This window comes from Halobacillus karajensis, from assembly GCF_900108515.1.
Taxonomy (GTDB): domain Bacteria; phylum Bacillota; class Bacilli; order Bacillales; family Halobacillaceae; genus Halobacillus; species Halobacillus karajensis.
On record NZ_FNWW01000002.1, the window covers coordinates 301137 to 324328 of the forward strand.

Annotated in this window: 19 protein-coding genes and 1 pseudogene; 16 read left to right on the forward strand and 4 right to left on the reverse strand. The window is 41.6% G+C overall.

Features of this window, described 5'->3' with window-relative positions; all coding sequences use genetic code 11:
* Positions 1-3 precede the first annotated feature (3 nt).
* The 9 genes and pseudogenes from BLW54_RS06535 to spo0A all read left to right on the forward strand — a co-directional run bounded on the left by BLW54_RS06535 (position 4) and on the right by spo0A (position 10436).
* A complete protein-coding gene (locus BLW54_RS06535; RefSeq protein ID WP_035509033.1) occupies positions 4-882 on the forward strand; it encodes a polyprenyl synthetase family protein in 879 nt (292 codons plus the stop codon).
* A 703-nt stretch (positions 883-1585) separates the two neighbouring features.
* Complete coding sequence (locus BLW54_RS06540) at positions 1586-2185, forward strand: hypothetical protein (RefSeq protein ID WP_035509031.1); 600 nt, start codon at positions 1586-1588, stop codon at positions 2183-2185.
* 18 nt (positions 2186-2203) lie between these two features.
* The gene (gene dxs / locus BLW54_RS06545; protein ID WP_074733514.1) at positions 2204-4096 is read left to right on the forward strand and encodes a 1-deoxy-D-xylulose-5-phosphate synthase; all 1893 of its coding nucleotides are present in this window, start codon (positions 2204-2206) and stop codon (positions 4094-4096) included.
* A 4-nt stretch (positions 4097-4100) separates the two neighbouring features.
* Entirely contained in the window at positions 4101-4925 is an 825-nt protein-coding gene (locus BLW54_RS06550) for a TlyA family RNA methyltransferase (protein ID WP_074733516.1), read from the forward strand.
* A gap of 62 nt (positions 4926-4987) precedes the next feature.
* Entirely contained in the window at positions 4988-5437 is a 450-nt protein-coding gene (gene ahrC, locus BLW54_RS06555) for a transcriptional regulator AhrC/ArgR (protein ID WP_035509781.1), read from the forward strand.
* 16 nt (positions 5438-5453) lie between these two features.
* On the forward strand, positions 5454-7178 hold the full coding sequence (gene recN / locus BLW54_RS06560) for a DNA repair protein RecN (protein WP_074733518.1): 1725 nt from the start codon (positions 5454-5456) through the stop codon (positions 7176-7178).
* Positions 7179-7416: 238 nt separating this feature from the next.
* Positions 7417-8667 carry a SpoIVB peptidase gene (gene spoIVB / locus BLW54_RS06565; RefSeq protein ID WP_035509025.1) on the forward strand — a complete coding sequence of 417 codons (1251 nt, stop codon included), beginning with the start codon at positions 7417-7419 and terminating at the stop codon, positions 8665-8667.
* Between the two features lie 244 nt (positions 8668-8911).
* Positions 8912-9205, forward strand: a pseudogene (locus BLW54_RS06570) (transposase); the annotation flags it as partial.
* Positions 9206-9656: 451 nt separating this feature from the next.
* Complete coding sequence (spo0A, locus tag BLW54_RS06575) at positions 9657-10436, forward strand: sporulation transcription factor Spo0A (RefSeq protein WP_035509023.1); 780 nt, start codon at positions 9657-9659, stop codon at positions 10434-10436.
* A gap of 34 nt (positions 10437-10470) precedes the next feature.
* On the opposite strand, the gene BLW54_RS06580 is transcribed toward spo0A, so the two are convergent.
* Positions 10471-10752, reverse strand: coding sequence for a hypothetical protein (locus tag BLW54_RS06580; protein ID WP_035509021.1), 282 nt, complete (start codon positions 10750-10752; stop codon positions 10471-10473).
* 208 nt (positions 10753-10960) lie between these two features.
* Between BLW54_RS06580 and BLW54_RS06585 the strand changes: the two genes are divergently transcribed.
* Complete coding sequence (locus BLW54_RS06585) at positions 10961-12310, forward strand: aspartate kinase (RefSeq protein WP_074733520.1); 1350 nt, start codon at positions 10961-10963, stop codon at positions 12308-12310.
* An 81-nt stretch (positions 12311-12391) separates the two neighbouring features.
* On the opposite strand, the gene BLW54_RS06590 is transcribed toward BLW54_RS06585, so the two are convergent.
* The 3 genes from BLW54_RS06590 to BLW54_RS06600 are packed head-to-tail and all read right to left on the reverse strand — an operon-like array spanning position 12392 to position 15300.
* A complete protein-coding gene (locus BLW54_RS06590) occupies positions 12392-13135 on the reverse strand; it encodes a 3'-5' exonuclease (protein WP_035509016.1) in 744 nt (247 codons plus the stop codon).
* Complete coding sequence (locus tag BLW54_RS06595) at positions 13135-15042, reverse strand: DUF294 nucleotidyltransferase-like domain-containing protein (protein ID WP_074733522.1); 1908 nt, start codon at positions 15040-15042, stop codon at positions 13135-13137. The genes BLW54_RS06590 and BLW54_RS06595 overlap by 1 nt, the downstream gene beginning before the upstream one ends.
* Before the next feature lie 24 nt (positions 15043-15066).
* Complete coding sequence (locus tag BLW54_RS06600; RefSeq protein WP_035509012.1) at positions 15067-15300, reverse strand: DUF2627 domain-containing protein; 234 nt, start codon at positions 15298-15300, stop codon at positions 15067-15069.
* A 135-nt stretch (positions 15301-15435) separates the two neighbouring features.
* Here BLW54_RS06600 and BLW54_RS06605 point away from each other — a divergent pair, with 135 nt between their 5' ends.
* From BLW54_RS06605 to BLW54_RS06630, 6 genes are all read left to right on the forward strand, one after another.
* Positions 15436-17511, forward strand: a complete 2076-nt coding sequence (locus BLW54_RS06605) for a sigma-54-dependent Fis family transcriptional regulator (RefSeq protein WP_035509011.1) — start codon at positions 15436-15438, stop codon at positions 17509-17511.
* 101 nt (positions 17512-17612) lie between these two features.
* The gene (gene yqiS / locus BLW54_RS06610) at positions 17613-18515 is read left to right on the forward strand and encodes a phosphate butyryltransferase (protein WP_074733525.1); all 903 of its coding nucleotides are present in this window, start codon (positions 17613-17615) and stop codon (positions 18513-18515) included.
* An 11-nt stretch (positions 18516-18526) separates the two neighbouring features.
* Positions 18527-19621 (forward strand): branched-chain amino acid dehydrogenase, encoded by a 1095-nt coding sequence (gene bcd, locus BLW54_RS06615; RefSeq protein ID WP_074733527.1) that lies wholly within the window; start codon positions 18527-18529, stop codon positions 19619-19621.
* A 23-nt stretch (positions 19622-19644) separates the two neighbouring features.
* A complete protein-coding gene (buk, locus tag BLW54_RS06620) occupies positions 19645-20730 on the forward strand; it encodes a butyrate kinase (protein WP_035509005.1) in 1086 nt (361 codons plus the stop codon).
* 15 nt (positions 20731-20745) lie between these two features.
* Positions 20746-22167, forward strand: a complete 1422-nt coding sequence (lpdA, locus tag BLW54_RS06625) for a dihydrolipoyl dehydrogenase (protein ID WP_074733529.1) — start codon at positions 20746-20748, stop codon at positions 22165-22167.
* Positions 22168-22185: 18 nt separating this feature from the next.
* Positions 22186-23178 (forward strand): thiamine pyrophosphate-dependent dehydrogenase E1 component subunit alpha, encoded by a 993-nt coding sequence (locus tag BLW54_RS06630; protein WP_074733531.1) that lies wholly within the window; start codon positions 22186-22188, stop codon positions 23176-23178.
* Positions 23179-23192: the final 14 nt, after the last annotated feature.

The window sequence follows — 23192 nt, forward strand, 5'->3', positions numbered from 1 at the left end:
ACGGTGCAATTAACGGAATATTTAAAAGAAAAAAAGCAGTTGATTAATCAGCAATTGGAACTCTATGTGCGAGACTATTCTGTCCCCGGCAGGCTCCAGGATTCCATTCTGCATTCCGTTCATGCAGGAGGAAAAAGGTTAAGACCCATTTTGCTATTAGCAACAGCACAAGCGTTTGAGGTTCAAGAAGAGAAAGTACTTGGTGTTGCCTCAGCTCTTGAAATGGTTCATACCTATTCGCTTATTCATGATGACCTTCCTGCCATGGACAATGATGACTTGAGAAGAGGGAAACCTACCAATCATAAACGTTTTGATGAAGCAACAGCTATCCTTGCCGGGGATGCTTTATTGACATTGAGTATGCAAGTAATTGCAGAAGATCCCCATCTTAGTGATAGTGAGCGTATTTACCTCATTCAAGAATTGTCAAAAGCTAGTGGAGCAAAAGGAATGGTCGAAGGTCAAATGCAGGATATGCTGAGTGAAAATGTAGAGGTATCATTAGAGAAGCTTGAGAACATCCACAAAAATAAAACTGGTCAATTGCTTAAATTTTCCATCTTGACTGGAGCCTATTTAGGTGGTGTAACCGATAAGGTTCTAACAGAAATGATCAAGATGGCTGAGGCTCTAGGCCTTATTTTTCAAATTCAAGATGATATATTGGATATTACAGGCGATGCGTCGGTCATTGGTAAACCGACAGGGAGTGATGAGGGGAATCATAAAAGCACATACCCTCAGCTGTTAGGGCTGGAAGGCGCTATAGATCAAAAAGAGAAGTATGTCCAAAGGGCATTAGAGAATTTGAAGAATGCAAATATAGAAGGTTCGACCCTCTCTCAGCTCATTCAATATCTCAGTATCCGAGATCATTGAGGAAAGTATTTCAATTGAGACATATGACAAAATGTGATATATTATGATTATAAAAGGAATGGTGCAGTATTCTAGTCGGCCCTCCGTTCCTGAAGGCGGGCCTAAAAATCCGCCGAAGGGCACATCGATGAAGTTCCTTGTGTTGGCTTGAGGCGCCCAGCCTTGGGTCAATGCTGGGAGTTAAGGTCGCAGGGCGATCCACAAAGGCATGTGGGCGTTGACCCTGCTTCCGCGGAGGCCCATTATTGTAACAGCTTCTGAGCCAGATGCTGTTATGAAATGGGGTATGAACCTGCAGCATATGGAGTGAAATCTATATGCGCAGCGTAGCCTGCCTTGAGTGGTTTTTGAGGGGATTATAGTCATGAACATCACGCAGCTTCAGATGGCCACTGAGGTGCTGGTGTATAAGCTATATGAAATCATAACTGCAAAAGAGGCTAGGGAACGGCTAAAGGCTGTCGGGGAAATCCCCTAGACTGTTCTTTGGACATGATTCAGGAATTATAGTGCGGACTAAGTGGCAATCTAGTCCAGTTTCCGGAGACGGAGCTGAGTCGAGTTTAAAGGGGAACCGCCAGAATGGTGACATTCGGTACTCGATTGGGAAAACCTACTAGACCTAAGCCGCAATTTTTACTTGAATCATGACCATTCCTTTCTATACATACGGTTTCTAAATTTACTGATATAGAGGTTTGTAATGGACAATAAATTAAAAAAATCTGTACAATTCAGTTTGAGTATCGCCGTTATCACATTCGTGTTAGCGGCTATTTTTTCAGTTATATCTTCCTCCGTCTTAAGCGGAGTTATATGGATCATCGGCCTCGTCATTGTATTCATTATCGTCTTTACAGGGGTCTTCTTTGATATGCTCGGGATTGCGGCAACGGCTGCGGAAGAAAAACCTTTCCACGCAATGGCCTCTGAAAAGGTCAGTGGTGCTAAAGAAGCGATTGCAATCGTCAGAAATGCGGATCGATTCGCAAGTTTCTGTAATGACGTTATAGGGGATATATCTGGTATAATTAGTGGAACGGCCTCAGCTGTCGTTGTCATTCAGCTCGCCAATAATTTCGGCTATAGTGATGGTTCAACGGTTCAAATTGTTATTTCCGTCATTCTTACTAGTATTGTTGCTGCCCTTACTGTAGGCGGTAAAGCTCTCGGAAAATTCTTTGCTGTTCATAAGTCGACGGATATTATTTTTTTTGCTGCCAAAGCAATTGCATGGTTAGAAAAGAGACTGAAAGTAAGAATAGTAACAAGTGCATCGTCGTCCACTAAAAAATCAAGATAAATACAAGGGGGTCCTTTAATGGATCTGTGTAAAATCAAAGACCCTTCGATTTTGAAGGAAATGAATATGAAGCAACTAGAACAACTGGCGGAAGAAACGAGGCAATTTCTCATTGAAAACTTATCTACGACAGGTGGGCATTTAGGTGCCAATCTTGGAGTTGTAGAATTAACACTTGCCTTGCATAAAGTTTATAAGAGTCCTGAAGATCGTTTTATTTGGGATGTAGGACACCAATCCTATATTCATAAAATTTTGACTGGTCGTGGCAGTCAGTTTGATACATTACGTCAATATAAGGGCTTATGCGGTTTTCCAAAACGTGATGAAAGTGAACATGACGTATGGGAAACCGGCCATAGCTCTACATCCTTATCTGCTGCTATGGGAATGGCCATTGCCAGGGACTTAAAGAATGAGAATCATTCCATCTTACCTATTATCGGTGATGGCGCTTTAACCGGTGGTATGGCACTTGAAGCATTGAATCACATCGGACACGAGAAGAAGAATGTAACGGTTATTCTCAATGATAATGAAATGTCGATTGCTAAGAATGTTGGTGCTCTTCATGGCGCTCTTGGGCGGATGAGAAGCGCAGGGAAATACCACCGTGTCAAAGATGATCTTGAATGGGTACTGAAAAAAATCCCTGCCGTGGGAGGAAGAATCGCCCAGGCTGCTGAACGGTTAAAAGACAGTATGAAGTATTTTGTTGTGCCGGGTATGTTTTTTGAAGAGCTTGGATTTACTTATTATGGTCCAGTGGACGGGCATGATTTCAATGACTTAATTGAAAACTTGAACTATGCGAAAAAAACCGATGGGCCAGTTATTGTTCATGTGATGACTCAAAAAGGAAAAGGGTATCATCCGGCTGAAACAGATGTAAAAGATAAATGGCATGGAGTTGGCCCATATAAGATCGAATCCGGTGAAAAAATTAAACCTGTGGACGCGCCACCAGCATGGAGTTCTGTTATAAGTGAAGCTCTTCGTCAGGAAGCTCGGCAGGACTCAAGGATTGTGGCTGTAACGCCTGCTATGATTCTTGGCTCGAAATTAGAAAAGTTTGGAGAAGAGTTTCCAGACCGTTTATTTGATGTTGGAATTGCAGAACAACACGCGACGACTATGTCAGCAGGGCTTGCAACTCAGGGGATGAAACCATTCCTTGCCATTTATTCCACTTTTCTACAACGGGGATATGATCAAGTGGTCCATGATGTAGCTAGACAAAAGCTTAATGTCATATTTGGCATTGATCGTGCCGGGCTTGTTGGCGCGGACGGTGAAACCCATCAGGGTGTATTTGACATTGCTTTTCTAAGGTCTATCCCAAACATGGTTATAACGATGCCTAAAGATGAAAATGAAGCTCAGCATCTTGTCCATACAGCAACAAAATATGATGATGGACCTTTTGCTATACGTTATCCACGTGGGAATGCAAAGGATGTTGCAACAGATGAACACACCCGCACTATACCTGTAGGCAGTTGGGAAGTCCTAAAAGAAGGTTCAGATGGTGTTATTTTAACGTTTGGTACCACTATAGATATGGCTTTAGAAGCAAGTGAAAAGATGGAAAAAGAAGGGCGTTCAATCAAAGTCGTCAATGCACGATATATTAAACCATTAGATGATGGAATGCTTCATGATCTTATGAAATCAAGAATGCCAATTTTAACAGTAGAAGAAGCTGTATTGAAAGGCGGTTTTGGTTCAAGTATCTTGGAGTTTGCAGAAGAAAATGGGTATACTTCCCAATGGATCAAACGTATTGGTGTTCCAGACCGATTTATTGAGCATGGCAGTGTACCAAAATTGTGGGAAGAAATTGGCTTAACACGAGAAAATATCGTCCAGCAAATGAAACAATTGATTCCTAATAAACAGCAAAGGGCATAAAGTCATGGGCAGAAAAGTAAGACTTGATGTATTATTAGTGGAAAAGGGATATATAGAGACACGTGAAAAAGCCAAACGGACGATTATGGCGGGCCTTGTTTTCCATAATCAAAACCGTTTAGATAAGCCGGGTTTAAAGATTGAAGAGGATGTGGAACTAACTGTTAAAGGCAAAGCTATACCATATGTAAGTCGTGGCGGTTTGAAATTAGAGAAAGCCTTGAAGTTTTTTGAGCTTTCTTTGAAAGATAAAATTATGATTGACATAGGGTCATCAACAGGAGGATTTACAGACTGCGGGTTACAAAATGGTGTGAAGGTAAGTTATGCCATTGACGTGGGGTACAACCAGTTGGACTGGAGGCTCCGCAATCATGAACAAGTGATTGTTATGGAACGAACCAATTTCCGGTATGTGACCAAAGAGGATTTAACAGAGGGACAACCCCAATTTGCCTCTATTGATGTTTCCTTCATTTCTTTACGTCTTATACTTCCAGTCCTGGCAACGATTCTGGAAGAAAAGGGTGATGTAGTTGCTCTGATTAAACCTCAATTTGAAGCAGGGCGAGAACAAGTGGGCAAAAAAGGAATTGTTAAAGATCCATCTATTCATAGAGAGGTCATTGAAACAATTCTTGATTTTGCAACCCGACACGGCTACTCTGTACATGGACTCACGTTTTCACCGATTACAGGGGGAGACGGAAATATAGAATTTCTCGTCCATCTCTGTTTGGATGGTGAAGGAAGTGGAACGGTTTTAGAGGATATAGATATCGGAGCGGTCGTCGATGAAGCGCATGAAGCGCATCACAAAAACGCATAATGTATGTAAAAGGGCTTATGAAAGGCCCTTTTCTTATGGAAGGACTGAAACGGAGGATGGTCATGAACAAAGGACAACGTCATATCAAAATCAGGGAATTGATCACGAATGACGATATTGAAACCCAGGATGAGTTAGTCGATCGCTTAAAGGGGATGGGTTATAATGTGACCCAGGCCACAGTTTCACGGGACATAAAAGAATTGCATCTTGTTAAAGTTCCTATGATGGACGGGCGCTACAAATACAGTCTGCCTGCAGACCAGCGTTTTAATCCATTTGAGAAATTGAAGCGCTTAATGATGGATGCTTTTGTCAGTATAGATCGTGCTGGTCATTTTATTATTTTGAAAACCCTGCCGGGAAATGCAAATGCGGTTGGTGCACTTGTCGATAATTTAGAGTGGGATGAAATTATGGGTACCATTTGCGGGGATGATACATGTTTAATTATCTGCCGCAGTGAAGAACAAACGGAAACGATAAGTGAGCAGTTGCTCAATATGCTATAACTGAGGTGGAAGTTTCATGCTAACAGAATTGTCTATTCGTGATTTTGCAATTATTGATCGGATTTCAATCACATTCAAAGAAGGGCTTACCGTACTCACCGGTGAGACGGGTGCGGGTAAATCGATTATCATCGATGCCATCCAACTGCTTTCGGGCGGACGAGGGTCTGTTGAATTTGTGCGTCATGGAACGAAGAAAGCCGAAATTGAAGGCCTGTTTACCGTGGAACCGGACCATCCGATTTATAGGGTCGGAGAAGAATTTGGTGTAGATATTGATGAAGATGGAATGGTTGTCTTGCAAAGAACGATCACCCATCAAGGGAAGAGTATCTGCCGGGTGAATGGTAAGCTCGTTACCCTCGGTATAATGAAAGAGTTTGGACAATCCTTAATTGATATACACAGTCAGCATGAAACACAGTCACTCATGGATCCTGATCGTCATATAGAGCTTTTGGATATTTTTGCTAGCGAGGAAATTAAATCTTCAATGGAAGAATATCAGCTTGTATTTGAGAAATACCGTGCACTCAAAAAGCGGTATAAAGAATTGAGTGAAAATGAACAGGAAATGGCCCAACGTCTGGATTTATTGGAGTTTCAGCTCCGAGAACTCCAAGAGGCGGAGATGCAGCCACTTGAAGATGAAGAACTAGCCGAAGAACGTAAAAAGTTGATGAATTACGAAAAGATCTATCAGGGGATTCATGATGCTTATTATTCTCTGTACGGGGAACAGAGAGGATTGGACTGGCTGAGCCATGCGATGACATCATTAGAAAGTACGTCAGACGTTGATGAACACTTAGCCAAGCTTTCGGAGGAAATGTCGAACGCATACTATATAATTGAAGAAATGACTTTCCAATTGAGTAATCAAATGGCTGAGCTTGAATTTGATCCAGAGCGACTCAATCAAATCGAATCCAGATTGAATGAGTTGAATCGATTGAAGAAAAAGTACGGAGGCACAGTGGATGATATGCTGCAGTATGCTTCCCGAATCGAAGAAGAAATTGATGAAATCCGCAATAAGGATTCACATCTAAGTAAAATGGAAAATGAAATACATGAGCTTGGACAGGACGCGGTTCTAGAAGCAAAAGCCATTCATGATATCCGGATGCAGTCGGCATTGCGATTATCGGATTATATTCATGAAGAGTTAAGGGACCTTTATTTGGAAAAAGCGTCGTTTGATGTAGATATACAAATGAAGAAGGGACGAGAAGCGGATCCTGATTTAGATGGCACGCCTGTTCAATTACTGCCAAATGGGATGGATGTTGTGAAGTTTCTCATAACCACCAATCCCGGAGAACCCCTTAAAGAATTACATAAAGTAGCATCAGGTGGAGAGATGTCCCGGATTATGTTGGCTTTAAAACGCATCTTCTCACGACACCAAGGGATTACAAGCGTTATTTTTGATGAAGTCGATACTGGCGTTAGTGGGCGGGTTGCACAATCTATAGCTGAAAAAATATACGGCATCTCTGAAGGATCACAAGTTTTATGTATTTCTCACCTTCCTCAAGTAGCAGCAATGGCCGACACACACGTAAGAATTGAAAAGCGAGTGGATAATGACAGGACTCATACAGCTGCTATAGAGTTGACGAATGAGGAGAAAGCAGACGAAATTTCTCGAATGATTACTGGTGCAGAACTTACAGAGACTACAGTGGAACACGCGAAAGAGTTGTTGATCATGGCTCAAAAACATAAAAATAACTGAAAAAAGAAAGACTGAGCATATGGGATTGATCCATACGCTCTTTTTTTATAATAGTGTGTTCACCAAAAGATAACCTTATTATAAACAGGTAATCTTTACATATACGTTGGAGAATGTTTCTTCACAAGGGAAACCGTCCTATATTTACTGTGATTATGCTCGTTTAAAAAAGCCTGCGGAAGACCACATTATAAGTAAGCCATTTAGATGGTACTGGAGTGATAAGGAGTGTGAACCCGTGAAACAACAACAGACATTTAAATATATATGTGGTTCCGTTCTCCTGCTGTTCATGCTCATTTTACCGTTGATTGCCCCTGTGCATGATTATCTGTCCCTCCCCACGGAAGTGAAAATCAGCGCGTCCGATGATTCAGAGGTTATATCTGAAAAAGGAGAAGCTGAAGCGCTCACAGCTTTTTCGTCAACCGATGACCATCAAGTGTTTTATGAGTTCGCTGGAATGCCGCTTAAGAAAGCGGATGTAAGTAAAATGCGGGATATCCGTCTTATACCTGGCGGACAGTCTGTAGGTGTCGAATTGCATACGAAAGGTGTATTGGTCGTTGGGCACCATTTAGTAAAGGGTGAAGGTGAATCAAAATCATCTCCTGGAGAAGAAGCGGATGTGCTTGTAGGAGACATCCTTCTCGAAGGGAATGGACAAGAACTCAACAGTATGGAAGATCTCTCATCCATCGTTAAAAATTCTGGTGAAGATGAAGGATCGATCGATTTAAAGATTAAACGAGGAAAAGAGATAATATCGACAACGTTGACGCCCGTCTTTAACGAACAAGAAAAAGAATACCAAATAGGGTTATATATCCGTGATTCAGCTGCCGGTATAGGAACGATGACTTTTTATGACCCAGAGTCGAAGAAATATGGGGCTTTAGGACATGTTATTTCAGATATGGATACAAAAAAACCCATTGAAATACACGAAGGGACAATCGTCCGTTCTCATGTTACCTCCATTGAAAAAGGAAGTCAGGGAGTACCAGGAGAAAAGAAAGCCAAGTTTTCGTTGAGGGATGACCGTTTAGGAAATATTACGAAAAATACACCTTATGGAATTTTTGGCAAATTAGACGGGGATATAAAGAATGAGTCATATCCAGAAGGATTACCTGTCGGATTTAAAGAAGAGGTTGAAGAAGGACCTGCACAGATTATGACTGTCTTGGATGGTGAAGAAATGCAGACCTTCGATGTAGAGATCGTAAGTAATATGCCAAAGAAATCTGCAGTAACTAAGGGAATGATCGTAAAAATTACAGACCCGGAATTACTCGATAAAACTGGTGGAATTGTTCAAGGGATGAGTGGAAGCCCAATTATCCAAAATGGAAAAATAATCGGTGCAGTTACTCATGTGTTTGTCAATGACCCAACAAGTGGGTATGGAGTACACATTGAGTGGATGCTTCAAGAAGCCGGGATTGACTTATACGAAGAAAAAGAAAATAAAGACAAAGCAAGTTAAAGAAGAGCCTTTTAAAGGCTCTTCAGGCTGTCGAGAAAGTTCTCGACAGCCTTATTTTTTGATTTTGGTCTCAATTTACCTTTTGTTGTTTGTTACCCTAAAGATAGAAATCCTTTTAGGCGGTGATGATTTGTTTCAATCAAGGGAAGATCGACAAAATGAGCTGGAAATGGTGACTATTGAAGAGCTTGTGCCTGAAGACCACTTACTTCGTAAGATTGATCAATACATAGATTTCTCCTCATGTTCTCTTCTTACGCAGTGCACGCAAAATCAAAATCACCAGAAAACTATTACACGCCATGTATGGGAGGAGGATAAAGAGCAGGTTCGTTTGAACCGACTTTCCAATGAAGGGAAGTGGATTTATCGCATGAGAAAAGAGAAAGTTGAGCGTAGCTTCGCAGATTCAAAAGAACTGCACGGGCTACGTTATTGTCGCTTACGCGGAAAAGAGAAAGTGAAGGAACAGGCGCTGATGACGGCCGCCTGTCAAAACATGAAAAAGATTGCCCTCCATTTAGCTAGGGTAAGTTAGATGGAGGAGAGTCTTTTTTGGCTATAAGCTAGAGCGAAGGAGCACAGACCATGACACTCCTGCGGAAAAACGGGCGATCCGAGACCCCGCAGTGTGGGTGTTCACGAGGAGGCTCGGGCGTTCGTCCGCAGAAAGGGAATGATCTGTGCTCCTGGTGGCAAGAAAAAAGCTTGTAGAAAAACACGGGGTTTCTCTACAAGCTGAAGAGCCTTTTTAAAGGCTCTTCTTTCTTATTTTGGAGGTATAAAAGTATAAAAACATATTCGACAAAAATCGACAAAAGTGACACCTCATTGTCGAATCAGTCCGAATTCTTGAGTATTTCAAAGCATTTTCAAGATAATCTCAAATTATGAAATTTTTTTGTTATAATAAAAGAGGGTTAAAATCCTTGGTGTCGAATATGTGTATTACGGAAAAATGAAGGACAATTTTGTAAGGAGGAAAATAAATGGAAAAGATTCAAGTATGTTTGGCTGATGATAACCGTGAGCTTGTAAAGCTTCTTGAGGAATATTTTGAAGATGCGTCAGATATGGATGTTGTCGGCACATCCTATAATGGGAAAGATTGTTTGCAGATGGTTGAAGAGAAGCAACCGGATGTTTTAATCCTAGATATCATCATGCCACATTTGGATGGCTTGGCTGTCTTAAATAAATTAAAAGACATGGACAAGCATCCAGAAGTCATCATGTTAACTGCATTTGGTCAGGAAGAAGTGACAAAGAAAGCTGTGGAACTGGGTGCTGCTTACTTTATGATGAAACCATTTGATCTTGATCACCTTGGTGAACAAGTACGGCAAATCAAACATGCAGGCGATCCCATCAATCGTGCTTTAGGGAATAGTTATACATCCACGAAGTCTAAGAAACCAGACCTGGATACAAGTATCACCCATATTATTCATGAGGTTGGGGTACCGGCTCACATAAAAGGTTATCAATACTTGAGAGAAGCAATAACAATGGTATACCGTGACCTTGAACTCCTTGGATCAATTACAAAAGTCCTTTATCCGGATATTGCAACGAAATATAATACCACGGCATCACGTGTAGAACGTGCAATTCGACATGCAATCGAAGTAGCTTGGAATAGAGGAAATATCGACGCGATCTCTTCCCTATTCGGTTACACGATTTCTAATACGAAAGCTAAACCGACAAACAGTGAATTCATTGCGATGGTAGCAGATCGTTTAAGATTGGAGCATAAAGCAAGTTAAATAAAAGCACGAGAGGTACCTTTCTCTCGTGCTTTTATTTTTGCTGTTTCATGAGGTTACAAATTTTCATGGAAAGGGTGTAATTCGTATAAACACCGGCATCAATCTTATCCATTTCTTTGAGTAGAAAGTTATAGACCGGTTCTTCAAGGAGAAGTAGACCATCTCGATTGACTAATCTGTAGCAAAACGGGAGGTCTAAATATTGAACAATAATATAGGTTTGTCCAGCGTTCTCGTAAGTACAAATGATGGAGAGTTCACTGTTTTGGGGGTAATATTTAGACCCTCCGAATCCATCTCTCCGTAAAACCATAGAACCACCCTTCCTTTATCCCTTATCATATCTGAAAAATAATTAAAGATGTAACAAAAACATAGAGTAATTGTAAAAAGCCCCATGTTAGCGTCGAATTTTGCGATTGAAGATATAATTTTTTAAAAAGTTGTTCAATAATTCACCTATTTTGTGATACAATTCTTAATTATTAATTACTTTCGTTCATTAATGTGGGGGTTGTAAAATGAAAGTCGTAAAATTCGGAGGCAGTTCTCTAGCCGATGCTGCACAAATCGAAAAAGTACAAAATATTATACAAGAAGATGAACAAAGAAGAGTGGTTATAGTATCCGCCCCTGGAAAGCGGAATAGTGAAGACGACAAGGTAACAGACCTTTTAATTGCATTAGGAAGCTCTATTCAAGCTGGTGAAACAGATCGAGACATTTATAAAAAAATTATAAGCCGTTTCCGTGTAATGACTGAGGAATTAGGGCTCCCATTGAGTGTGGCTGAAAAAGTGAAGGATACCATCGATGAAGCGGTTGAGATGGTAAAAGATGATTCTTCGCATGCTCTTGATGCCCTGAAGGCATGCGGAGAGGATGGATCCGCACGTATTGTCAGTGCTTATTTGCAAGAATGCGGGCTTCAAGCTTCGTATGTTAATCCTAAAGAAGCGGGTATTGTTGTTCGTGACCAACCAGGCGGTGCCCTTGTGTTAGAAGAAAGTTTTGATCAATTATATTCATTAAGAAGCCGTAATGAAATTCTCGTTATCCCTGGGTTCTTTGGTTTTACGCCAGAAGGTGAACTGGTCACTTTTTCACGGGGAGGCTCTGATATTACGGGTTCGATTGTAGCAGCAGGACTAAAAGCCAACTTATATGAAAATTTCACTGATGTAGATTCTGTTTTTTGTGTAAATCCAATGGATGTGGACCAGCCAAAAGAATTAACTTCGCTGACCTACCGGGAAATGCGGGAACTATCATATGCAGGATTTTCTGTCTTCCACGATGAAGCGCTTATTCCTGCGTTTAAAGAAAAGATACCGGTCTGTATTAAAAACACGAACAACCCATCTGCGCCGGGTACAATGATTGTCTCGGATTTACCAGAAAGAGAAAGTCATGTAGTCGGAATTGCCAGTGATAAAGGATTTTTGAACTTATATGTAAGCAAATACTTCATGAACCGTGAAATTGGCTTCGGGAGGAGGTTGCTGCAAATTTTAGAAGATGAAGGTGTATCATTCGAACACGCACCTTCTGGAATCGATGATATGTCCGTGGTTATTCGAGAACACCACTTACCACCTGAAAAAGAAGAAGTAGTGGTAAATAGGATTAAAACAGAATTACAGGTCGATACGGTGATGATCGAGAGGGAAATGGCTTTGATCATGATCGTCGGCGAAGGCATGAACCAAACAATAGGGATTGCGAGCCGTGCTGCAGCTGCCTTTCGTGAAGCAGAAGTCAATATCGAAATGATTAATCAGGGTTCTTCCGAAGTTTCCATGATGTTCGGAGTTAAATCTTCCGGATTGGGAAAAGCAGTGAAATCCCTTTATCGCACTTTTTTTGAGTAAGATAGGACAGAGCAGAACAGAAGCGTGGTTAAACGATCTTCCTATTCATTTTACTTAAACAAGAAAAAGTCGAAGCAGTTTCTAAGTCTGCTTCGACTTTTTTTGTTGGGCTAACTTTTGATTCAATTGTTCAAGGGTGTGGATATCGTACTCAAGGGTATTCGATAATAAATAATGAAAAAGTTCCGCTGTCATAATTGCATCATTCAAAGCGTGGTGACGGTCTCTTTTTTCAATTCCCACATGTTTCAACAGAGGGTCAAGTTGATGCCGAACGTTAGGAAGCAGCCATTGAGCCATAAGCTGGGAATCAATGACATGAGGTTCATAATCAGGGAGTTTCCACCTTTTTAACATCGCCTTCAAAAAACGCATATCAAATTTAGCTGGATGAGCCACAAGAACAGAACCTTCACTAAACTCTATGAAATTTTGGAAACCCTCGATGAATGGGCTGGAATTTTGCAGCCGTTCTTTTGAGAGACCAGTCAATCTTAATGTTTGTTTGTTCACAGGCCTAATGGGTCGGATCACCTGATGGAATTTTTCCATTCGACACGCTTGCAGTCCTTGCAACCGAATGGCTCCGATAGAAATGATTTCATGACCAATTTCAGGTAAGAAGCCGGTTGTCTCTAAATCGAATATGGTAAAGTCTAAAGTTTCCAATGGCTCCTTCTCGAAGGATGGAGCTTTGGTAAAGTCGTCCAATTGGTTTTGTAACTGTTCATACAGATGCCACTTGAAGTAAGGCTTAATTTTAAAGTAGTACATTGGTTTCTCAAAGAGCAGGTATTTTAAAATTTGTAAGTCAACAGGTAACATCAAACCACCCGATTTCGGTTATAGCTCAATTCAAGCACTTGCTGCAAGCGTTTGGCGATGATTAGCGATTCTCTTAATGAGCGTCGCTCTTCTTTATTCATAGGTCCGAGTCTCAAATCATTGCTTAGGTATTCATTCTCATCCAATTGTTGAAGGTTTGCCTTTAATCGAAACAACATAAGGCGATGCAAAGCGGTCTTCGCATTTTCGACATCACGAGGATGAAAACGTTCTTGTTCGGCTAGTGCTTCGAGTCTATTTACTGTGTTAATTTCTTCAATTCCATATTTCATGCTGTATATACGGATGGCATTAACAATCTGCATGATGGCAGATTTCTTTAAATTGAGTGTCCGCTTTTTTCCGATTCCTGAAATTCGCCCGAATGGTTGAACGGGGACACGGAAACGTAAAGTGTCTTTCATGAGCAATTGGTGTAAGTTCAAAGATCTCTTCACACGGCTTGTTACATATTTTTTCAAATCGTACGCAAGCGAATAATCCCCTGTAATCGGCCGGAAGTCCATAAAGATTGTAAAATCGCGTATTTCTTCCGCATCCATTTTATTAATCCACTGATCAATACTTTTATGCCAGTCACTCATTTGCTGGCGCCATTTGGGCTCCTTGGCCATTATGCCCCCGGTGCAGTATGGAAAACCGCAATCATTCAACATGTCATTTATTTTATTTGTAAACAATTCAAAGTAATTTTCGATTTTTGATTTTTGTTTACTGTTCTCATAATCTGCCAGGATGATGGCATTATCCTGGTCCGTCGAAAAAGCCTGTTCTTTTCTTCCTTCACTGCCCATTACTAAGAAACAATAATTGACTGGTGGAGCTCCATATCCTTCACGTATCATTTCATCTTCAGCAATTTGGACGACTTGTTTATGGATTCGATCGTTGTAGTTGGTCATTAATTCAGCAATATCATACGCTAGCATATGGTCTTTGATTAAGCTGGCCACGAAGTTTTGAAAACGTTTATTATGGATCGGTGACAGTGGGATAATTTCATCGATATTTGTTGCGTTGGAAATTTTATAAGTTAAATCGAAATAGACGGAGTTCTTAATCGTAAAGAAAGAGGACTGTCTTAAGATCCCTACCACCTTATCCTTGTGCAATACAGGGATAATTTCAGTTGGATGGTGTTTTAAATAACTCAAAGCGTCATAGATGAATTCCTGTTCGTTTATTTCATATGCTTCTTCTGCCATATATGCGTTGACAGGATTTTTATGGTCATTCTCGAAGTAGGCACGCAAAATTTGGCTATAGCCGATCATGCCTAGCATCGACTGCTGATCATCACTAACGATAAGGGCTTCTATTTTTTGCTGTTGAAGCATACGGGCAGCCTTTTCGATTGAGGCTTCTGGGTGAATAAATGTAGGGGGTTCCATATAAGCGTCTGCCCGTTTTTTGTAAAGTTCACGGTCATCCTGTTCATCTGTCGTTGAGCTCTTATATTTGACCTCGTCATACAAACTCTTCATTAAATGACTAATACCGTCCATCACTACTCTTGAAAAGTGGTTATTATTGGACATGACTTTCAAAAAAGATTCTCGTTTGAAGCAGATGGTTTTAATTGGTTCTAATGCCTGGACAGAAAATCGCATCTCACCACTCGTCAATAATATCATCACACCCACAAGATCCCCCGGGTAATAAAAACGTACTGACAACTGCCGTCCATTGGAACGGTGCATAATATTTTTGGCAAGACCAGAGACCATAAAATGGATGTCAATCGTATCGTCATCCTGGTCTTCATGGATAATGAATTCATTCTTTGTGAATTCTTTTACCACAGCTTCTCCAAACACCTCTTCATATTCTTCATCCGTTAGCAAATCAAATGGATACTGCTTTCTGAACATTTCAAACTCTGTCACAGAGCAAAACTCCTTCTTAGTTGTTTAATTTTGCTTGAAACGCCCTTTTGTTAAATTGCGTTTCCTGTCCCTGTGGAGAATAAAGCCCCCGATAAAGGCAATACCACCGACAACAAATAGGATCCCGGCAATTCCCTGAATAGCTATATGAAAAAAGATGTTGTGAAATTCACCGAAAAGGGCATCGCGGATTAATTTAATCCCATATACAGCAATCAGCCCGGGGGTGACTAGTAAAAGTAAAGCAATTATTCTCATATTCGTAACTCCTTTATTTCAATCCAAGAATAAGTATATCAAATGGCAGAGCTGGTTGGAACTATCGACTTGCTTGCAAAAACGTGCAGATTAGGATACGATGAATTTACGCAAAAAGTTGCAGGGTGTGGTGAGATGAAACGTGTATTGATTGTCGGGGCAGGGAAAGGTGGTACCGCCCTGCTGAAATTATTGAATCAAATGGAGCGGATGTTCGTCGTTGCTGTTACAGATATAAATTCAAAAGCACCGGGGCTCTCGCTGGCCAGAAGTTATGGCATAGCAACTGATCAAAAATGGGAAGATTGGATACATAAAGACATTGATATAGTCATTGAAGCAACCGGGGAAGAGAAAGTCTTCAATCAAATACGGGAAGTAAGGGAACGGTCTACAGTCGTAATCCCAGGTTCAGTTGCTTACGTTACAGCAGAGTTGTTGGAAGATAAGGAATCTCTTGTTCAAAGACTGAAGCAGCAAACGGAGAACCAGCACCTTATTTTGAACAGTATTCACGACGGCATGATTGTTATTGATGAATTTGGGAAAGTGTCCTTCATTAATCGTAGTGCAGAGCGCATTATTGGAAAAGAAAGAGCATCCATGGTTGGTTCGCCGATCAATGAAATCATTCCTGACTCTAGACTTCCGCAAGTGGTTGCCTCTCGTAAGGAGGAAGTTAATCAAAAACTCACGCTCGATAATGGAAAGAAGGTCGTTACCACACGTATCCCGATGATTGGCGGGGACCATAAAATCATCGGAGCTTTTGCTGTGTTTAAGGATATTACCGAAGTTGTGAACCTTGCTGAAGAAATCACTGACTTAAAAGAAGTGAAGACGATGCTAGAGGCTATCATTCATTCTTCTGATGAAGCCATTACTGTTGTAGATGAAAATGGAAGCGGTTTAATGATAAACCCAGCCTATACAAGAATTACAGGACTCACAGAAGAAGAAATTGTCGGGAAACCTGCGACCGTGGATATCTCAGAAGGGGAAAGTATGCATATGAAGGTGTTGCGGACAAGGAGAGCGGTTCGTGGGGTTCGGATGAAAGTTGGCCCTTCGAAAAAAGATGTCCTCGTCAACGTTGCGCCTGTCATAGTAGATGGGAAGTTAAAGGGAAGTGTAGGAGTTTTGCATGACGTGTCCGAGATTCAAGCGTTAACGAGCGAGCTTAAAAGGGCGCGTCAAATTATCCGCAGTTTAGAGGCTAAGTATACATTTGATGATATTATTGGTGACTCTCAGGAAATGACCCTTGCACTTGAACAAGCAAAAGTTGGAGCTCGTACACCTGCCTCTGTACTTTTGAGGGGAGAATCTGGAACGGGTAAGGAACTTTTCGCACATGCCATTCATAACGAAAGCAAGCGGCGCCATAATAAGTTTATCCGTGTTAACTGTGCGGCTATAGCAGAGTCACTTCTTGAGAGTGAATTATTCGGATATGAAGATGGAGCGTTTTCTGGAGCAAAGCGAGGCGGCAAAAAAGGATTATTTGAAGAAGCGAATCACGGCAGTATTTTTTTAGATGAAATTGGGGAATTAACATTGCCTATGCAGGCAAAATTGCTTCGGGTATTACAAGAAAATGAAATCATCCGTGTTGGGGGTACGAAACCAATTCATGTGGACGTCCGTGTCATTGCAGCCACCAATGTTAATTTGGAAAAAGCGATTATGAGTAAAGACTTTCGTGAAGACCTCTACTACCGTCTCAACCGGTTACCCATTTATATTCCTCCACTTAGAGAGCGTAAAGAAGATGTGGAGCTTTTGACCGATCATTTAATTCAAAAGTTGAATGAAGATTATGGACGGCATGTGACCTCAGTGGATGAGGAAGCTTTTAGAATTCTTAAGGAATATGATTGGCCGGGAAATGTAAGAGAGCTTGAAAATATTATCGGCCGGGCCATGATCTATATGGAGAATATGGAAGACACCATACGTTCCGAGCATCTTCCGCGATTGAGGAAGGCATCTCAAGAAAAGGACAAGCAGCAAGGTGAAGCTCCCTGGCTCGGGGAAACCTTGCAGCAGGCTGTGGATGAATATGAAAAGAATTTGCTTGCCGATGCATACAGAACACATGAATTTAACAAAACAAAGACTGCGAAAGCCCTGGGGATTTCAATTCGTAATCTATATTATAAATTGGACAAATACAAATTAGACAAAGATAGCATGCAAGATTATTCATAATGAAAAATCTTGCAAATAAAAAATCCTATACAGGCAGGTTTTGAGGCAGCTCGTAAGTTGGCATAAATGTTGCATATGGAATACGTGGGAAGAGGTGACACATGAAAACATTAGAAGAACTAGTCAATACAATGGATCGCACTACACCAAAAAATGTAGCAGTAGCTCAGGCTGCGGATGAGGAAGTATTGAAAGCGGTGAAGATGGCAAGAGATTCAAATTTAGCAGATTTTCTACTTGTCGGGGACAAAGGGGACATTGAAAATAAGGCGCAAGCTGTTGGGTTGGATTTGACTCAAGGTGGTATTTCAGTGGTGCATGCCTCTCACTATGAAACTGCACGTACTGCGGTAAAAGCTGTTCATGATGGAGAAGCGCATGTGGTTATGAAAGGCCAAATCGATACAAAGTCATTATTAAAAGCAGTTCTTGATAAGGAATATGGGCTTCGTAAAGGTTCCGTATTATCACATGTAGCATTGTTTGAAATTCCAGGGAGAGATAAGCTGATATTTTTAACAGACTCGGCGATGAATATTACTCCGTCCTTGCAGGAAAAAACACAGATTATTGAAAATGCAGTTGAAGTGGCTGTCCATGCAGGGTGGAACTGCCCTAAAGTTGCCATGCTTGCAGCTGTTGAAGTTGTAAATCCAGCTATGGAAGCTACCCAGGATGCAGCAATAGTAACCCAAATGAATAGACGAGGACAGATCAAAGGTTGTATTGTAGACGGGCCGCTTGCTTTTGACAATGCGGTCGACCCTAAGGCTGCAGAGCAAAAAGGGGTTACGTCCGAGGTGGCAGGGCAGGCAGACATCCTTGTCGTACCGTCGATCGAGGTTGCAAATGCTTTATATAAATCATTCATTTATTTCGCTAAGGGAAAAGTTGCCGGCGTAATTAGTGGGGCCAAAGCTCCCATTGTCCTGACTTCACGAGCTGATAACGCCCAAAGCAAAATATATTCACTGGCATTGGCATTAAAAGCCAGTCAACAATAGGAGGAATTACCATGGAAATTTTCAGTTATATGCAAGAGTACGACTATGAGCAATTGTTATTTTGTCAAGATGAGCAGTCAGGATTAAAAGCGATCATAGCTATTCACGATACTACATTAGGTCCGGCTCTTGGTGGAACACGTATGTGGACATATGCTTCAGAAGATGAGGCGGTCGAGGATGCGCTGCGTTTAGCAAAAGGAATGACCTATAAAAACGCAGCCGCAGGTTTAAACCTGGGTGGAGGGAAAACCGTGATTATCGGGGATCCAAAGAAAGAAAAGAATGAAGAGATGTTCCGTGCATTTGGCCGTTATATCCAGGGGCTGAATGGTCGATATATTACCGCAGAGGATGTAGGAACAACTGTTCAGGATATGGATCTGATTCATGAGGAAACGGATTTTGTAACAGGCATCTCCCCTGCCTTTGGTTCTTCCGGAAACCCGTCACCAGTTACAGCCTATGGTGTGTATCGAGGCATGAAGGCAGCAGCCAAAGAAGGATTTGGTACAGACTCATTAGAAGGTAAAACGGTTGCTGTACAAGGTGTGGGGAATGTTGCCTTTACTCTATGTCGTCACCTGCATGAAGAAGGAGCAAATCTAATTGTCACAGACATTAATAAAGAATCGGTTCAACGTGCTGTGGAAGAGTTCGGAGCAAGAGCGGTGGAACCTGAAGAAATTTACAGTGTCGATTGTGATATCTATGCACCTTGTGCACTCGGTGCAACGATCAATGATGAAACCATCCCTCAATTGAAAGCGAAAGTCATAGCAGGTGCTGCAAACAACCAGCTGAAAGAAACCAAACATGGGGACCTCCTGCATGAAAAAGGCGTTGTCTATACTCCTGATTATGTCATCAATGCTGGAGGGGTTATTAATGTAGCGGATGAATTACATGGCTACAATAAAGATCGTGCCATGAAGCGTGTAGAAACTATTTATGATAATGTATCCCGGGTATTTGAAATTTCAAGACGTGATGATATTCCAACATATGTAGCTGCAGACCGTATGGCAGAAGAGCGTATTGAACGGATGCGTCGTTCTAGAAGTCAGTTCCTTCAGAATGGTCACCATATCCTAAGTAGAAGATAGAACAATAACGGAGGTTTAAGATATTGCTAACACATAGGATCCTTGTCATCAATCCTGGTTCCACATCTACAAAAATTGGGGTATTTGATGACAAGGAAGTAGTTTTTGAGAAAACAATCCGTCATAGCGCGGAAGAAATTAGTTCATTTAAACGGATTATTGATCAATATGAATTTCGCAAAAATGTTATCTTGGAAGAACTTGACCAAGAGGGCATTAACATAAGTAAATTAAGTGCGGTTTGTGGTAGAGGCGGTCTTCTGCGTCCAATAGAAGGTGGGACATATGAAGTTAACGAAGCCATGCTTGAAGACTTGAAAAATGGTTACAATGGAGAACATGCCTCCAATTTAGGGGGCATTATCGCCAATGAGATTGCTCAAGGATTGAATATAGGAGCTTACATTGTCGACCCTGTTGTCGTTGATGAGCTTCATGATTTAGCCCGGGTATCGGGAGTGCCTGAGATTCCAAGGAAAAGTATTTTTCATGCTTTAAACCAAAAAGCTGTGGCTAGGCGGGCGGCTGCAGAGTTAAACCTGGCCTATAAAGATGCGCGGCTAATTGTTACACATATGGGTGGAGGAATTACCGTAGGGGCACACGTCGGAGGTCGTGTCATTGATGTGAATAATGGTCTCCATGGTGACGGGCCGTTCTCGCCAGAAAGAGCAGGCACTGTCCCCGCTGGAGATTTGGTTTCTCTCTGTTTCTCCGGCCAATATTATCGTGATGAAGTGATGAAGAAACTGGTTGGTCAAGGAGGGCTTATGGCTTACTTGGACACTAATGACGCTCGTGAAGTGGAGAAGTTAATTGCTGAAGGAAACCGTAAAGCAAAAGTTGTCTTTGACGCAATGGCCTATCAGATTGCTAAAGAAATTGGAAGCATGAGCGCTGTCATGGAAGGAAAAGTTGATGCAATTGCCCTTACTGGCGGCTTAGCATACGGAAAAGGTTTTGTAGAGGAAATTTCTAAAAGAATTCATTGGATCGCTGACGTGCTCGTTTATCCAGGTGAAAATGAGTTAGAAGCTTTAAATGAAGGAACCTTACGTGTCCTCAAAAAAGAAGAAGTTCCGAAACAATATCCTAACTTTCAAGAATAGGAAGGAGAGTCCAAATTGGCACAAGAATACGATTTGGTTATTCTCGGAGGAGGAACTGGCGGTTATGTAGCCGCCATCCGAGCTTCGAAACTGGGCCTTAAAACAGCCATTGTAGAAAAAAGAGAACTGGGTGGTACTTGTCTCCATAGAGGGTGTATACCATCTAAAGCCTTGCTTCGGAGTGCAGAAGTGTTCAAACAGACGAAGGAAGCAGATCAGTATGGTATTTCGACAGAGTCCCCTACATTGAATTTTACAAAAGTTCAAGAGCGTAAGCAGTCGATTGTAGATACACTACATAAAGGTGTGCAAGGTTTGATGAAAAAAGGAAAAATCGATGTGTATGAGGGCTTTGGACGTATTTTAGGTCCATCCATTTTTTCCCCCACAGCTGGAACGATTTCGGTTGAAATGAATAATGGAGAAGAAAATGAGATGTTAATCCCTAAAAATGTTCTTGTAGCAACAGGCTCAAGTCCTAAATCACTGCCGGGCCTTGAAATTGATGGAGAACTTGTTATGAGTTCGGATGAAGCTCTTCATATGGAGGAACTTCCTGATTCTATTGTCATTGTAGGTGGCGGTGTCATAGGAATTGAATGGGCTTCTATGCTTGCAGACTTTGGAGTGAAGGTTACGGTCCTTGAATATTTGCCTCACATTCTACCTACAGAAGACGAAGATATTTCCAGGGAAATGTTGAAGCAGATGAAGAAAAAAGGAGTTGAAGTAGTTACCGGTGCCCAGGTGCTGCCAGATACACTACAAAAAGACTCCAGCGTTCAAATGAAAGCCGAAGTGGACGGAGAGACCATGACATTTAAAGCTGATCGGATGCTCGTTTCTGTAGGAAGAGCTGCAAACATTAAGAATATTGGTCTGGAAAACACGGATATGCAAGTAGAAAACGGTGTCATCCAAACCAATGAATATTACCAGACCAAAGAAAGCCATATCTACGCGATTGGTGATGTTATTGGAGGCATGCAACTTGCTCATGTGGCCTCACATGAAGGAATCATCGCTGTGGAGCATATGGCTGACAAAAAACCACACCCGATGAACCATAACCAAGTTCCTGCCTGTATTTATTCCAATCCTGAAGTATCAAGCGTAGGATTGACCGAGAAGGCTGCAAAAGAAAAAGGTTTGGAAGTGAAGGTAGGTAAATTTCCATTTCAAGCTGTAGGAAAGGCTTTAGTTCATGGTGAAACAGACGGGTTTGTCAAAATAGTTGCAGACAAGAAAACGGATGATTTATTAGGCGTCCACATGATTGGTCCGCATGTGACAGATATGATTTCTGAAGCCGCTCTGGCCCAAGTACTGGATGCTACGCCTTGGGAGATCGCTGAAACGATCCACCCACATCCAACGCTTGCAGAAGCGATTGGAGAAGCAGCCATGGCTGTCGATGGTAATCAAATCCATGGATAAATAAAAGGAGGGATTCTCATGGCTGAAAACCGCCATAAAGCCCTAGGGTTAAGTGATGAACAAGTATTGGACATGTTTCGAACAATGCTATTAGCAAGAAGAATAGATGAACGGATGTGGCTTTTGAACAGAGCAGGAAAGATACCTTTTGTTATTTCGTGTCAAGGTCAGGAGGCAGCTCAAGTTGGCGCTTCTTATGCTCTGGACCGTGAGAAAGACTATGCGCTTCCCTATTATCGTGATATGGGCGTAGTTTTATCATTTGGAATGACAGCCAAAGATTTGATGCTGTCAGGTTTTGCGAAGGCTGAGGACCCCAACTCAGGAGGGCGCCAAATGCCAGGTCACTTCGGGCAAAAAGAAAATCGTATAGTCACGGGATCTTCTCCTGTTACGACCCAAGTGCCGCATGCTGTCGGAATCGCTCTAGCTGGAAAAATGGAGAAGAAGGACTTTGTCTCTTTTGTAACTTTCGGGGAAGGGTCTTCCAACCAGGGAGATTTCCACGAAGGTGCCAACTTTGCAGGTGTTCATAAGCTTCCAGTAATTTTTATGGTTGAAAATAATAAATATGCTATTTCTGTCCCTGTTTCAAAACAGTTAGCTTGTGAGAAGGTTTCTGACCGTGCTATCGGTTACGGTATGCCTGGTTATACTGTAGACGGAAATGACCCTTTAGCGGTTTATGAAGCGGTTAAGTCAGCGGCAGATCGTGGACGAAATGGAGAAGGACCAACACTTATTGAGACGGTATCTTACCGTCTGACTCCTCACTCTAGTGATGACGATGATCGAACGTATCGTGAACGGGAAGAAGTAGACGAAGCGAAGAAAAAGGATTCCATTGTAACGTTTGCTAACTACTTACGTGAAGCGGGGATTCTAACTGATGAGAAAGAAAAAGAAATGAATGACGAAATCAACAAAATCGTCAATGAAGCGACCGATTATGCTGAAAATGCAGCCTATGCGGAAGCGGAATCTGCACTGAACTATGTGTATGAAGAGTAAGGAGGGGGAGCAAT

Excerpts from the sequence above, each read along its gene's own strand:
- BLW54_RS06540 (WP_035509031.1), top strand. The coding sequence starts at position 1,586 with ATGGACAATAAATTAAAAAAATCTGTACAATTCAGTTTGAGTATCGCC.
- dxs (WP_074733514.1), top strand. The coding sequence starts at position 2,204 with ATGGATCTGTGTAAAATCAAAGACCCTTCGATTTTGAAGGAAATGAAT.
- BLW54_RS06550 (WP_074733516.1), top strand. The coding sequence starts at position 4,101 with ATGGGCAGAAAAGTAAGACTTGATGTATTATTAGTGGAAAAGGGATAT.
- ahrC (WP_035509781.1), top strand. The coding sequence starts at position 4,988 with ATGAACAAAGGACAACGTCATATCAAAATCAGGGAATTGATCACGAAT.
- recN (WP_074733518.1), top strand. The coding sequence starts at position 5,454 with ATGCTAACAGAATTGTCTATTCGTGATTTTGCAATTATTGATCGGATT.
- spo0A (WP_035509023.1), top strand. The coding sequence starts at position 9,657 with ATGGAAAAGATTCAAGTATGTTTGGCTGATGATAACCGTGAGCTTGTA.
- BLW54_RS06580 (WP_035509021.1), bottom strand. The coding sequence starts at position 10,752 with ATGGTTTTACGGAGAGATGGATTCGGAGGGTCTAAATATTACCCCCAA.
- BLW54_RS06585 (WP_074733520.1), top strand. The coding sequence starts at position 10,961 with ATGAAAGTCGTAAAATTCGGAGGCAGTTCTCTAGCCGATGCTGCACAA.
- BLW54_RS06590 (WP_035509016.1), bottom strand. The coding sequence starts at position 13,135 with ATGTTACCTGTTGACTTACAAATTTTAAAATACCTGCTCTTTGAGAAA.
- BLW54_RS06600 (WP_035509012.1), bottom strand. The coding sequence starts at position 15,300 with ATGAGAATAATTGCTTTACTTTTACTAGTCACCCCCGGGCTGATTGCT.
- BLW54_RS06605 (WP_035509011.1), top strand. The coding sequence starts at position 15,436 with ATGAAACGTGTATTGATTGTCGGGGCAGGGAAAGGTGGTACCGCCCTG.
- yqiS (WP_074733525.1), top strand. The coding sequence starts at position 17,613 with ATGAAAACATTAGAAGAACTAGTCAATACAATGGATCGCACTACACCA.
- bcd (WP_074733527.1), top strand. The coding sequence starts at position 18,527 with ATGGAAATTTTCAGTTATATGCAAGAGTACGACTATGAGCAATTGTTA.
- BLW54_RS06630 (WP_074733531.1), top strand. The coding sequence starts at position 22,186 with ATGGCTGAAAACCGCCATAAAGCCCTAGGGTTAAGTGATGAACAAGTA.